Origin of the sequence: Andreprevotia sp. IGB-42 (assembly GCF_009848685.1) — a bacterium.
Classification (GTDB): Bacteria; Pseudomonadota; Gammaproteobacteria; order Burkholderiales; family Chitinibacteraceae; genus Andreprevotia.
Map to the genome: position 1 here is coordinate 295,523 of NZ_WXTX01000004.1, position 12,126 is coordinate 307,648.

A 12,126-nucleotide genomic window follows, 5' to 3' on the forward strand; every position below is an offset into this window, starting at 1 on the left:
TCAGCCCGACCGGCAAAATGGCATGGCGCCTATCGCCCGCAACACAACTCAGCCCTGCACCCAGGGCAGTCCCGCTGCTTTCCAGCCGTTGACTTCGTTGCGGTGCTGCGCGCCATTCCTGTCACCCTCGAAACCTTCGAGCACGTTATATACCTCGCTATAGCCGTTTTGTGCGGCCAGTGTGGCGGCATCGTTGCTGCGCGCACCGGAGCGGCACATGAACAGCACCACGTGCTGCGGATCGACCTGCTGCGTGAGCTGGCTCAGAAAATCCGGATTGGCCTGCATACCGGGGAAGCGCTTCCACTCCAGCAGCACACTGCCCGGTACGGTACCGACGAATTGCCATTCAGCTTGTGTGCGCACGTCCACCAGGCGTGCATTTGGCAATTCGCCAAGCAGCGCTTGTGCTTCGCGCGGGGTAACGGCACCGGAATAAGGCAACTGCAACTCGGCCGCGCGCTGACGCGCTGTCTGCAGGATGGTATTGGCTTGGCTCATCGCCGCTTGCTCCTTGTTGCAATGGGGTGCTGACGATTTTCTGTCAGCCGCCCGGCGAAGGCAATGCACAACAACAGCAACAGCATTTGCGCCAACAGTATCCGGCCCTGTCCGGGCGTCAAAGCGCAGGCGCAGTGCATGCCCGCAGCACAAAGGGGCGACTCGCACCAAACCGGTGCATTCATCGATAAAATTGCACCAATAAATGGCGCCCGTCGCAGCAGCCAGACGGTTGCAAAGCGACATCAGCAGCGGCAAGTGTTTATGGCACAATGGGCGCGCCCTGCGAATTTCCTCTGGCACGCTTCATGCTTCCCAGAGAGGCCATTCCAGCGCCCGCACGGTCAGCCGTGTGGCGTGTGAATAAACATCGAATTCGCTTTAAATGACTACTTTACGCAACCAGGAGCACTAGCATGGCGGCAGCCGACGTTCTCAAGCTGATCAAGGACAACGATATCCGTTTCGTTGACCTGCGTTTCACCGACACTATTGGTAAAGAGCAGCACGTAACCGTGCCGTCTCATGTGGTTGACGAAGACTGGTTCGTCAATGGCCACGCTTTCGACGGTTCGTCGATTACCGGCTGGAAGGGCATTCAGGCTTCCGACATGCTGCTGCTGCCGGATCCGTCCACCGCCAAGATCGACCCGTTCTACGACGAGCCGACCGTATTCATCACATGTGACGTGCTCGAGCCGGCAACCGGCAAGGGTTACGACCGCGACCCGCGTTCGCTGGCCAAGCGCGCTGAAGCCTACCTGAAGGCTTCGGGTATCGGCGATACCGCTTACTTCGGTCCGGAACCGGAATTCTTCATCTTCGACAGCGTACGCTGGAATGCTGACCTGTCCGGCTCGTTCGTGAAGATCGGCTCGGAAGAAGGCGCCTGGGCAACCGGCGAAGAATTCGAAGGCGGCAACCTGGGCCACCGTCCGCGCCTGAAGGGCGGCTACTTCCCGGTTCCCCCGGTTGACAGCCATCAAGACATCCGCGCCACCATGGTGATCGTGCTCGAAGAGCTGGGCGTACCGGTTGAAGTGTTCCACCACGAAGTGGCGAACGCTGGCCAGAACGAAATCGGCACCAAGTTCAGCACCCTGACCCAACGCGCTGACTGGACCCAGATCCTGAAGTACGTGGTGCACAACGTTGCCAACCAGTACGGCAAGACAGCCACCTTCATGCCCAAGCCCATCGTTGGCGACAACGGTTCCGGCATGCACGTTCACCAGTCGATCTGGAAAGACGGCAAGAACCTGTTCGCAGGCAATGGCTACGCTGGCCTGTCCGAAACCGCGCTGTTCTACATCGGCGGTATCATCAAGCACGCCAAGGCACTGAACGCCATCACCAACCCGGGTACCAACTCGTACAAGCGTCTGGTTCCGCACTACGAAGCACCGGTAAAGCTGGCTTACTCCGCCAAGAACCGTTCGGCTTCCATCCGTATCCCGCACGTGGCATCGGACAAGGGCCGTCGTATCGAAGCGCGTTTCCCGGATCCGTTGGCTAACCCGTACCTGTGCTTTGCCGCGCTGCTGATGGCCGGCCTTGACGGTATCCAGAACAAGATCCACCCGGGCGATCCGGCAGACAAGAACCTGTACGATCTGCCGCCGGAAGAAGACAAGCTGATCCCGACCGTTTGCGCATCGCTGGACGAAGCGCTCGACGCACTCGACAAGGATCGCGAGTTCCTGACCCGTGGTGGCGTGTTCACCGACGAGTGGATCGATGCCTACCTCGAACTCAAGCAGAACGACGTGAACCGCATCCGCATGTGGACTCACCCGGTCGAGTTCGACATGTACTACTCGCTGTAACAGAGTTTGGCCCGTGCTTACACGGGCCGGCAGCGACAAAAAACCCGTACCGGCTTTGCTGGTACGGGTTTTTTTCTGGTGCGGCGCTGACTGCCGATGGCCGTTGCGGCACACAGGCAGTAGACCTTGCCGATCAACCTTGAGCCTGCGCGGATCAAACGGGCTTGGCCCACCCCGAACCAAGGCCATAGCCGCATACAATGCGTGCTGGCCCCCGCTATGGCACGCCGATCTCCTGGCGTGGTAACGGATTTGAATCATGCGCCGGATGCAGACCACAGGTCTTGCTGTCCAGGCAATTACCGGCCCTATTCATGCATTTACGCCCCGCCACCGCTGACGACGCCGCAGCTACTGCCGAGCGCTACCTCGCCGCACGCAAGACCTTCCTGCCCGCTGACCCATGCCGACGACGCGGTGCGGGCATGGATACGCGATTATCTGCTGCCTGCAGGCGACGTAACGGTTGCGGAAATGGATGGCGTGACCAGCGGCTTTGTCGCCACCTCGTACGCAGATGGCTGCTCGTGGATCGATCAGCTGTACCTGCAGCCAAACACCGTGGGGCAAGGCATCGGGGCGGCGTTGCTCACGCATGCACTGGCAGACATAAAAGCGCAGGTGCGCCTGCATACCTTCCAGGCCAATCACGGTGCACGGCGGTTTTACGAGCGCTTCGGCTTTATGGCGATTGCATTTGGCGATGGCAGCAGCAATGAAGAGCACTGCCCGGACGTGCTGTATGAGCGCGGCCGCAATCAACTCACCACCAGTTGACCACGCTCATCAGGCCTTGCCGCGCCAGGTATCCAAAGGGCGGTGACGCTACACATCCCGCGCCAGCCGCACCCCGCTGAACTGCCAGCGCGCAGCGGGCGGGAAGAAGTTGCGGTAGCTATTCCTTGCATGCCCGCCCGGCGTGGCGCATGAGCTGCCGCGCAGTACCATCTGGTTGATCATGAACTTGCCGTTGTATTCGCCCACCGCACCTTCCGGCAGGCGGAAGCCCGGGTATGGCAGGTAGGCGCTGCCGGTCCACTCCCAGACATCACCCGTTGCCGCCACCAGCCCTTGCCGCGCCGCATGCTCCCACTCCTGTTCGCTGGGCAGCCGGGCACCGGCCCAGCGCGCATAGGCATCGGCCTCGTAGTAGCTGATCTGCGCAACAGGCGCATGCGGATCAAGCGGCGTATCGCCGTGCAGGCCGAACACCTGCCAGCCATCTTGCTGCCGCCAGTACAGCGGCGCCTGCCAGCCTTCGCGGCTGCAAGCATCCCAGCCATCCGACAGCCACAGCGTGGGGGTGCGGTAGCCGCCATCGTTGATGAAATCGAGATACTCGCTCTGGCTGACCGGGCGCGAGGCAATTTCGAACGGGGCCAGCCAGATGCGGTGCGCAGGCCTTTCGTTATCGAAGGCAAAATCCGCCCCCTCGTGGCCGATATGCGCATCGCCGCCAGCCAATGGCTGCCATTGCATGGCCGCTGGCTGCGGGGCAGCGGGCTGGCCGGGCCGATAAGCCGGGTGCAGCGGGTTGCACCAGAAGTGGTGCAGCAGGTCGGTTACGATCAGCTCCTGATGCTGCTGCTCGTGGTGCAGGCCCAGCTCCAGCAGATCGAGCACGGCATCGGCGAGCGGCTGCGCCAGCAGTGCGTCGATGCGTGCATCCACCTGCTGCCGGTACGCCAGCACGGTCGCCAGGCCGGGGCGCGACAGCACGCCGCGTGCCGCACGCGGGTGACGCGCGCCCACGCCAACGTAATACGAGTTGAACAGCATGCGGAACGCCGGATCGAATGGCTGGAAACCGGCCTCGTGCTGTTCCAGGATAAAGGTCTCGAAAAACCACGTCACATGTGCCAGATGCCATTTAACCGGGCTGGCATCGGCCATCGATTGCACCATGCAGTCTTCCGCACTCAGGCCCGCTACCAACTGCTGCGTATGCTGGCGCACGGCGGCGTAGGCGGTGCGCAAGCTGGCCTGGCGCGATCCGGGCAGCACGGTGGCAATGGCTTCGCGCTTCATGCCTGCGCTCCGGGCGCAGCCACGTAGACGTTGAACCAGCCACGCTCATCGCTCCAGCGGCGCACGTCGCCAAAGCCGGCTTGGGCCAGCAGCGCCTCGAAGCGCTCGGGCGTGTACTTGTACGAGTGCTCGGTGATGATGGCCTCGCCCGCGGCAAACTGGCGGATGGCATCGCCCACCGTCACCTGATGGCTGCGCCGTGCCACCAGCTGCATCTCGATGCGGCTGGCAGCGGCATTGAATACCGCGCGGTGCTCGAAATCGCCCGGCGCAAAGTGACTGCCCAATTCACGATTCACCACGCGCAGCACGTTCAGGTTGAAGGCTGCGGTCACACCCAGCGCATCGGCATAGGCGGCTTCCAGCAATGGCTGCGGCTTGGTGGTGGTATTGCATGGGGCATCCGCGCCGATCAGCAGCCGGCCGTGGCTGCCCAGGTGCGCACGCATGGTACGCAGCATGCTCAGCGCCTGCCCGGGCTCGAAGTTGCCGATGGATGAACCCGGGTAAAAGAACACCGCCGGCTTGTCTGCCTGCGTGCCCAGCACATCGGTAATCGAAAATGGCCGGGTGAAATCGGTAACGACTCCGGTAAAGCCGATATGCGGAAAGCGCTTGTGCCCGGCCTGCAAGGTGGCGGCCAGCCAGCCCTCGGCAATATCGATTCCGATATAACGGGCGGCCTGCACGGCATCGAGCCAGCCCCAGGCTTTTTCACCATCGCCGCACCCCAGGTCCACCCATTGCGCGCCGGTGGGCAGGCAGGCGGCAATCGCCTGGCGGTTTTTGGCAAAAATGCCGGTTTCGGTACGCGTGGGGTAATACTCGTCCAGCGTACAGATTGCACCGTAGATGGCACACCCTTGCGCATCGTAGAAAAACTTGGGGCTGATGCGGGCGGGCTCGGCAAGCAAGCCCGCAATCAGCCCGGCACGGCGCTCTGCCGGGCTCTCTATGGTATCGACCAGTATTTCCGGCGCGAGCGCCGGTGCGGGCTCGTCCGCAGGCGGATAGGCAAAATAGAAGCGGGGCAATCTGGTGCTGAACGGTAAATCCATCGGCGCAAACATACGGTCAGGTTCCTGTCGGCTAACAGCACGGCCCCCGCAATTTTGTACGGGCAAAAGCCAAGCAATTTTTCCGTTCTAGCCTAAAAACATTTCGATCTATACCGCCAAAATTCACGCCGCGACGAACGTAGCAGCTGTGGGCAGACGCCGACAGGGCAAGGCTGCATTGCCCTGCATCGGCGCCGTTGCCACGGCGCTACAGTGGCGTGATGCTGCGCCGCAGGTGCGCCGCACAAAGGAGAGCGCCATGGAACCCGCAGCGCAGCCACCGTCACTCGAGCCCGTTACCGGGCAAGCGCCCGGCGATGTATCGCGCATCACCTTCCACCAGCGCTTTGGCGCGCAATTCAGCGATCCGCTGTTCGCCCCCGAGCAGGCCGCGCTGGAACGGCTGGAGGCGATCGCATGGGAAGCCTACAAGGCCGGCCGCAAGGCACCACGCACGCAGAAAGCAGGCGCCGGCTATGCCGACCCGGATTACGACCTGTCTATCGACTGGATCAATATCCGCCGGCAACTGGATGACGCTGCCCGCACGCAGCAAGATCCGGCCACGCAATCGCGCGTATTGGTGATTTGCGCATCCGCACGCAACGACGGCACCTGTCCGGGCGAGGTCTCCAAAACCTGGCGCATGACGCAGCAGATCAGCACGTTGCTGAGCGCCGCCGGCATCACCGTAGACCTGCTGGACCTCAGCCTGCTGACCAGCGAATACGGCCGCAAGATCTACCCGTGCAAGGCATGCGTATCCACCGCCATGCCGCTGTGCCACTGGCCCTGCAGCTGCTACCCCAACCATGCGCTCAACCAGGCGGATGACTGGATGAACGAGATCTACGCCCGCTGGGTAGCGGCGCACGGGGTGATCATCGTGACCCCCGTGTACTGGTACCAGGCACCCAGCCCGCTCAAGCTGATGATAGACCGGCTGGTATGCGCGGACGGCGGCAATCCGGACCCGACCAGCACGCACGGCAAGAGCGCGGTCAAGGCCAAGGAGATCGAACTGGCCGGCTGGGACTATCCCAAGCACCTGGCAGGCCGTGCGTATGGTGTGGTGGTGCACGGCGACGTGGCCGGCATCGAAGGCGTGCGGCGCGGGCTGTGCGACTGGCTGGACTGGATGGGCCTGATCGACGCGGGCAACAGCGCGCAGCTGGACCGCTATATCGGCTACTACAAGCCCTACGCCACCAGCCACGCCGAATTCGACGCCGATGAAGATGTGCAGGAAGAGGTACGCAATGTGGCACGCGCAGTAGCCAGCACCGTTGCCAGGATACGCAAAGGCGAGCTCATCCCGCCGGATGCCGCTTTGCAGCGACCCCGCCCCAAATAAGCACGAGGAGCCCACATTACATGACTACCGAATTGACCCTGCTGGCCTGGAGCGTCGTGATCGGCGTGGTGCAACTGATGCTCGCCTCGCTGGCCATTCGCCGGCAAAACGGCCTGCAATGGGCGGTGAGCGCACGCGATGGCGAATCACGGCCACCGCAGGGCGTGGCCGGCCGCTTGCAGCGTGCCGAAGACAATCTGATGGAAACCTGGCCATTCTTTGCCGCGCTGGTGCTGATCGCCCATGTGGCCGGCCTCCATACCGGCACCATCCTGCTGGGCTGCCAGCTGTACGTGGCTGCGCGCGTGGTCTACCTGCCGCTGTATGCACTCGGCGTGCCGGTGCTGCGCTCGCTGGTGTGGATGGTGTCGTTCATCGGCCTGCTGATGGTGCTGTATGGTGTGCTGAGCTACTGAAACCCGCCAGGCTTGGCCGATGGGCAAGCTGCGGGCTGGTGAACCAATCCCGCGCCGCGTGGGTCTAGCCGTTCGGTATGTAATCTGGTCGACGCGGTGATCTGGTCGACACGCATGCGGATCAGCCGCAAGCAGATCGAGCATCGCCGGATCGGCCATAGCCGGATCAACGCTTTATGGACAGGAGGTGCCCATGCTGCCCGCAAACCTGCAACAACTTGAAACCATACGCGATGAATGCAAGGCGATGGTGACGCGCCGCGCCGGCTGGTCGGCCGGTGCCGCGCTGGTGCCGATTCCCGGTATCGACGTCGGCACCGATGTGGCCGTGCTGCTGCAGCTGATTCCCGCCATCAACCAGCGCTTCGGGCTGAGCCCGGCACAGCTGCGCGAGCTGGATCCGCAGATCGAAAAACTGGTGTGGGTGGGCATCAGCAGCGTGGGCAGCGAACTGGCCGGCCGCTGGATCAGCCGCAAGCTGGTACTGCGTATCCTGCAAAAAATGGGCGTTCGCGTGGCGACCAAATCGGTGGTGCGCTTCATCCCGTTGCTGGGGCAGGCGATTGCCGCCGGCATCAGCTTTGGCGCCATGAAAATGGTGGGTAATGCGCATGTGGAGGATTGCTATCAGGTGGCCAAACGGGCATTGTTGGCAGCCCCGGCGGCGCTGTTGCCCGCGCCGGGAATGATAACCAACGAGAGCTGACATGCAAACGATCTCCGACCCCATCGTCGTTTTCGACCTGGGCGGTGTGTTGTTCGAATGGAACCCGGATTACCTGTTCCGCGAGCTGATTCCCGATGAACAGCAACGCAAGTGGTTTCTGGGCGAAGTATGCAATGGCGACTGGAACCTGCAGCAGGATGCCGGCCGCAGCATTGCCGAGGCCAATGCACTGCTGCATGCGCAGTATCCGGAACACGCGGCGCTGATCAGCGCGTTCTACGGCCGCTGGCCGGAAACCCTGCGCGGCACGCTGCCCGGGGGCATGGCGATCTTCGAGGGCCTGGAGGCCGCCGGCGTGCCGCTGTATGCACTGACCAACTGGTCTGCGGAGACTTTTCCCTACGCGTGGGACAACTACCCGTTCATGCGGCGCTTCAAGGATGTGCTGGTATCCGGGCGTGAAAAGCTGATCAAGCCCGACCCGCGCATCTACGCGCTGATGCTGCAGCGCATCCGCCAGCATCATCCGCATGCGCAACCGGCGCAGCTGATCTTCATCGATGACGTGCAGAAGAACGTGCAGGGTGCACAAGCCTGCGGCTGGCATGCCATCCATCACACCGATCCGGCTGCAACCAAGGCACAATTGCAGGCTTGGAGCGTACTGCCATGAGCAGCAAACCCCGCGTGAGCATCCTGTATTGCACGCAATGCCAGTGGCTGTTGCGCTCGGCGTGGCTGGCGCAGGAACTCCTGTCCACATTCAGCGACGAACTGGCAGAAGTCGCACTGATGCCGGGCACAGGTGGCATTTTTGAAATCCGCTGCAATGATGTGCTGGTATGGGAGCGCAAACGCGATGGCGGATTTCCGGAAGCCAAGGAACTCAAGCAGCGGGTGCGTGATCAAATCGCCCCGGACAAGCCGTTAGGCCACAGTGACCGACAACCGTAAGAAACCGGTGTCAGCTTCGCTGTGTTAAGGTTGAACCATGAAATCCCGTATCGTCGCCCTTCTTCCACTGCTGCTTGCTGCACCGCTGGCCCTTGCCGACATCTACAAATATGTGGATGACGAAGGCCGCGTCACGTTCTCGAATATCCCCATGCGCGGTGCGCAGCGCATCTATACCGACCCGGCCCCGGCCGTGCCTGCACCGAAACCGCGCAGCAAGGGCGGCACCACCGAGCGGGTGAACGCGCCCTCGCCCGGCAACTTCCCCAAAGTAGATGCTGCCACGCAGAAAAGCCGCGATTCCAACCGCAAGCTCATCCTGCAGGAAGAACTCAATGCCGAGCAGCAGGCACTGGCCGACGCCCGCCGCGCGCTGGGCGACGCCGATGCCAACCGCACGCCGGAAGAACGCAGCAATATCAGCAAGTACACCGAACGGCTGGGCCGGCTGCGCGATGCTGTGGTCACGCACGAGAAAAATGTGACGGCGCTCACCAACGAGCTGGCGCGCGCCCGCTGAAACGGCCGCATGTTCGCTGCTTGCAGGTTAGCAAGCACACCCCGCTGCCCCAATCCGTAGCCCGTAAACATCCGACGCGCCAAAGTGCCGCCATAATGGCACCGTATTGGTGCAAAACTTCGCTACCATGACCTGATCATGCCGTGCATCGTGTGCGGCAATGGCACCCGGCCTTGCCCGGCGGCGCTTTGCAGCGGCTGGCCTGCTAATTGCTTGGTCGTGCCCAGATGCATACAGGTGGTAGCGCCCGATGAAATACCCTCCCCCATCCCCGTTCTTCTCCGGACTGGATTTCCTGGACACCGCCATCATCGCGGTCAGGAAAAACGGCGAAGTTGCGTACTTCAACCCCGCCGCAGCCGATCTGCTCGGCCTCAAGGAAGAAGAGCTGGGGTTGACGCTGTCTGCGTGCCTGGCGCCGGAAAGCCCGCTGGTACAGGCGGCGATCACCGCGCTGAATGAGAACATCAGCATCACCGAGCACGAACTGCTGCTGAACTCGGCGCATGGCGAAATCTATGTGTCGATGAGCGCCAGCCCGATCGAATCGCCGGAGGCCGATGCGCTGCTGGAAGTACGGCAGATCGACCAGCAACGCCGCATTGCCAACGAAGAGCGGCTGCAGGCACAGCAGCAGGCCAACCGCGAGCTGATCCGCAACCTGGCACACGAGATCAAGAACCCGCTGGGTGGCATCCGCGGCGCCGCGCAACTGCTGTCGAGCGAACTGGCCGATCCGCAGCTCAAGGAATACACGCAGGTCATCATCGAGGAATCGCAGCGGCTGCAAGGCCTGCTGGACCGGCTGCTGACGCCGCACCGCTTGCCCAAGCTCTCCGAGCTGAGCATCCACGAGGTGCTGGAGCGCGTGCGCAGCCTGGTGCTGGCCGAAACCCCGAACGGCCTGGCGGTGCGCCGCGATTACGATACCAGCCTGCCCGGCCTGATCGGCGACCGCGAACAACTGATACAGGCCACGCTCAATATCGTGCGCAACGCTGTGCAGGCGATGTCCGGCATTGGCGAGGTGATCCTGAAAACCCGCATCACGCGGCAGGCCACGCTCAACCGCAAGCGCTTCCCGCTGGCGATCATGGTGCAGATCATCGACAACGGCCCCGGCATTCCGGATGCGCTGAAGGAAACGCTGTTCTACCCGCTGGTATCGGGCCGCCCGGGCGGCACCGGCATCGGCCTGCACCTGGCGCACACCTATATCAGCCAGCACCACGGCGCGATCGAGTTCGACAGCCGACCTGGCTACACCTGTTTCACATTGATCCTGCCGCTTAACGGCTGGCAAACCAACCTTGTACCGGAGAAAGCATGAGCAACGTCTGGGTCATCGACGACGACCGTTCCATCCGCTGGGTTTTCGAGAAAGTCCTCGCCCGCGAGGGCATTGCGCACAGCACGTTTTCCTCCGCCACCGAAGCACTGGAGCGGCTGCGCCGCGAAACCCCGGCAGCCGTGGTGTGTGATATCCGCATGCCCGGTGAATCGGGCCTGACCTTCCTCGAGCTGGTGAAGGCCGAGCACCCCAGCCTGCCGGTGATCATCATGACCGCGCATTCCGATCTGGAAAGCGCGGTGGCTGCCTTCCAGGGCGGCGCGTTCGAATACCTGCCCAAGCCGTTCGATGTCGACCAGGCGGTGGCACTGGTACAGCGTGCACTGGCCGAAGGCCAGCGCCAGCATGCGGAGGAAGTGCCGGCAGTCGATACCCCGGACATCCTCGGCCAGGCACCGGCGATGCAGGACGTGTTCCGCGCCATTGGCCGGCTGTCGCAATCGTCTGCCACGGTGATGATCACCGGTGAATCGGGCAGCGGCAAGGAGCTGGTGGCACGCGCTTTGCACCGCCACAGCCCGCGCAGCGCCAAACCGTTCATTGCCATCAATACCGCTGCCATCCCCAAGGATTTGCTGGAATCGGAGCTGTTCGGCCACGAGCGCGGCTCGTTCACCGGTGCCGAGGCGCGCCGCCAGGGGCGTTTCGAGCAGGCCGAGGGCGGCACGCTGTTCCTCGATGAAATCGGCGACATGCCGGCCGACCTGCAAACCCGGTTGCTGCGCGTGCTCTCGGATGGCTTCTACTACCGCGTGGGCGGCCACCAGCCAATCCGCGCCAATGTGCGCGTGATTGCCGCCACGCACCAGAATCTGGAAGAGCATGTAAAGTTGGGGCGCTTCCGTGAAGACCTGTTCCACCGGCTGAATGTGATCCGGCTGCGGCTGCCGGCATTGCGCGAACGCCCGCAGGATATCCCGCTGCTGGCTCGGCATTTCCTGCAGCGTAGCGCCGTGGAGCTGGGGGTGGAATCCAAGCGCTTGTCTGACGATGCGATGAGCAAGCTCACCGCCTTCCCGTTTCCGGGCAATGTGCGCCAGCTGGAAAACCTCTGTCACTGGATGACGGTGATGGCGCCGGGCGCAGTGGTGGAAGCCAATGACCTGCCACCGGAAGTGAGCGAGAGCGCACAACCCGGCGCATTGCCGCTGGCATTCGGTGACTGGCGCGCGGCACTCGCTGAGGAAATCGGCAGCCGGCTGGCACGGGGCGAGCTGCGCGTGCTGGACGAAATCATGCCGGATTTCGAGCGCACGGTGATCGAGCGCGCGCTGGCGCATACCGGCGGCAAGCGCATCGAAGCGGCCGAATTGCTGGGCTGGGGCCGCAATACGCTGACGCGCAAAATCCAGGAGCTGGGGATGGATAACCGCTAAGTACCCACCCGCTGCGACCGTGACACACTGTAACCCGACAGCACTGTAGGTTTTATTGCGTTTCCGGGCACAGTT

General features: G+C 62.8%; 13 protein-coding genes. 10 read left to right on the plus strand and 3 right to left on the minus strand.

Annotation, left to right across the window (positions count from 1 at the left end; translation table 11 throughout):
* Window positions 1-48 precede the first annotated feature (48 nt).
* Window positions 49-501 (minus strand): rhodanese-like domain-containing protein, encoded by a 453-nt coding sequence (locus IGB42_RS08300; protein ID WP_159669795.1) that lies wholly within the window; start codon window positions 499-501, stop codon window positions 49-51.
* Window positions 502-917: 416 nt separating this feature from the next.
* On the opposite strand from IGB42_RS08300, the gene glnA reads away from it, so the two are divergent.
* Window positions 918-2,327 carry a type I glutamate--ammonia ligase gene (gene glnA, locus IGB42_RS08305; RefSeq protein ID WP_159669797.1) on the plus strand — a complete coding sequence of 470 codons (1,410 nt, stop codon included), beginning with the start codon at window positions 918-920 and terminating at the stop codon, window positions 2,325-2,327.
* Window positions 2,328-2,546: 219 nt separating this feature from the next.
* Window positions 2,547-3,104, plus strand: a complete 558-nt coding sequence (locus tag IGB42_RS22645; RefSeq protein ID WP_374705046.1) for a GNAT family N-acetyltransferase — start codon at window positions 2,547-2,549, stop codon at window positions 3,102-3,104.
* 48 nt (window positions 3,105-3,152) lie between these two features.
* On the opposite strand, the gene egtB is transcribed toward IGB42_RS22645, so the two are convergent.
* Both egtB and egtD read right to left on the minus strand, forming a co-directional pair.
* Window positions 3,153-4,355, minus strand: a complete 1,203-nt coding sequence (gene egtB / locus IGB42_RS08315; RefSeq protein WP_159669800.1) for an ergothioneine biosynthesis protein EgtB — start codon at window positions 4,353-4,355, stop codon at window positions 3,153-3,155.
* Window positions 4,352-5,425, minus strand: coding sequence for an L-histidine N(alpha)-methyltransferase (gene egtD / locus IGB42_RS08320; RefSeq protein WP_159669803.1), 1,074 nt, complete (start codon window positions 5,423-5,425; stop codon window positions 4,352-4,354). Before egtD ends, egtB begins: the two co-directional genes overlap by 4 nt.
* Before the next feature lie 247 nt (window positions 5,426-5,672).
* Here egtD and IGB42_RS08325 point away from each other — a divergent pair, with 247 nt between their 5' ends.
* The 8 genes from IGB42_RS08325 to ntrC all read left to right on the plus strand — a co-directional run bounded on the left by IGB42_RS08325 (window position 5,673) and on the right by ntrC (window position 12,051).
* Complete coding sequence (locus tag IGB42_RS08325; protein WP_159669806.1) at window positions 5,673-6,767, plus strand: flavodoxin family protein; 1,095 nt, start codon at window positions 5,673-5,675, stop codon at window positions 6,765-6,767.
* A gap of 20 nt (window positions 6,768-6,787) precedes the next feature.
* Window positions 6,788-7,183 (plus strand): MAPEG family protein, encoded by a 396-nt coding sequence (locus tag IGB42_RS08330; protein ID WP_159669809.1) that lies wholly within the window; start codon window positions 6,788-6,790, stop codon window positions 7,181-7,183.
* Window positions 7,184-7,376: 193 nt separating this feature from the next.
* The gene (locus IGB42_RS08335) at window positions 7,377-7,889 is read left to right on the plus strand and encodes a hypothetical protein (RefSeq protein ID WP_159669812.1); all 513 of its coding nucleotides are present in this window, start codon (window positions 7,377-7,379) and stop codon (window positions 7,887-7,889) included.
* Window position 7,890: 1 nt separating this feature from the next.
* Window positions 7,891-8,523 carry an HAD family phosphatase gene (locus IGB42_RS08340; protein WP_159669814.1) on the plus strand — a complete coding sequence of 211 codons (633 nt, stop codon included), beginning with the start codon at window positions 7,891-7,893 and terminating at the stop codon, window positions 8,521-8,523.
* A complete protein-coding gene (locus IGB42_RS08345) occupies window positions 8,520-8,804 on the plus strand; it encodes a SelT/SelW/SelH family protein (protein ID WP_159669817.1) in 285 nt (94 codons plus the stop codon). Before IGB42_RS08340 ends, IGB42_RS08345 begins: the two co-directional genes overlap by 4 nt.
* Window positions 8,805-8,841: 37 nt before the next feature.
* Window positions 8,842-9,324, plus strand: coding sequence for a DUF4124 domain-containing protein (locus IGB42_RS08350; RefSeq protein ID WP_159669820.1), 483 nt, complete (start codon window positions 8,842-8,844; stop codon window positions 9,322-9,324).
* Between the two features lie 250 nt (window positions 9,325-9,574).
* On the plus strand, window positions 9,575-10,654 hold the full coding sequence (gene glnL / locus IGB42_RS08355) for a nitrogen regulation protein NR(II) (protein WP_159669823.1): 1,080 nt from the start codon (window positions 9,575-9,577) through the stop codon (window positions 10,652-10,654).
* Window positions 10,651-12,051: a nitrogen regulation protein NR(I) gene (ntrC, locus tag IGB42_RS08360; RefSeq protein WP_159669826.1), complete on the plus strand. Its 1,401-nt coding sequence runs from the start codon at window positions 10,651-10,653 to the stop codon at window positions 12,049-12,051. Before glnL ends, ntrC begins: the two co-directional genes overlap by 4 nt.
* Window positions 12,052-12,126 lie beyond the last annotated feature (75 nt).

Excerpts from the sequence above, each read along its gene's own strand:
- IGB42_RS08300 (WP_159669795.1), bottom strand. The coding sequence starts at position 501 with ATGAGCCAAGCCAATACCATCCTGCAGACAGCGCGTCAGCGCGCGGCC.
- glnA (WP_159669797.1), top strand. The coding sequence starts at position 918 with ATGGCGGCAGCCGACGTTCTCAAGCTGATCAAGGACAACGATATCCGT.
- IGB42_RS22645 (WP_374705046.1), top strand. The coding sequence starts at position 2,547 with ATGGCACGCCGATCTCCTGGCGTGGTAACGGATTTGAATCATGCGCCG.
- egtB (WP_159669800.1), bottom strand. The coding sequence starts at position 4,355 with ATGAAGCGCGAAGCCATTGCCACCGTGCTGCCCGGATCGCGCCAGGCC.
- egtD (WP_159669803.1), bottom strand. The coding sequence starts at position 5,425 with ATGTTTGCGCCGATGGATTTACCGTTCAGCACCAGATTGCCCCGCTTC.
- IGB42_RS08325 (WP_159669806.1), top strand. The coding sequence starts at position 5,673 with ATGGAACCCGCAGCGCAGCCACCGTCACTCGAGCCCGTTACCGGGCAA.
- IGB42_RS08330 (WP_159669809.1), top strand. The coding sequence starts at position 6,788 with ATGACTACCGAATTGACCCTGCTGGCCTGGAGCGTCGTGATCGGCGTG.
- IGB42_RS08335 (WP_159669812.1), top strand. The coding sequence starts at position 7,377 with ATGCTGCCCGCAAACCTGCAACAACTTGAAACCATACGCGATGAATGC.
- IGB42_RS08340 (WP_159669814.1), top strand. The coding sequence starts at position 7,891 with ATGCAAACGATCTCCGACCCCATCGTCGTTTTCGACCTGGGCGGTGTG.
- IGB42_RS08345 (WP_159669817.1), top strand. The coding sequence starts at position 8,520 with ATGAGCAGCAAACCCCGCGTGAGCATCCTGTATTGCACGCAATGCCAG.
- IGB42_RS08350 (WP_159669820.1), top strand. The coding sequence starts at position 8,842 with ATGAAATCCCGTATCGTCGCCCTTCTTCCACTGCTGCTTGCTGCACCG.
- glnL (WP_159669823.1), top strand. The coding sequence starts at position 9,575 with ATGAAATACCCTCCCCCATCCCCGTTCTTCTCCGGACTGGATTTCCTG.
- ntrC (WP_159669826.1), top strand. The coding sequence starts at position 10,651 with ATGAGCAACGTCTGGGTCATCGACGACGACCGTTCCATCCGCTGGGTT.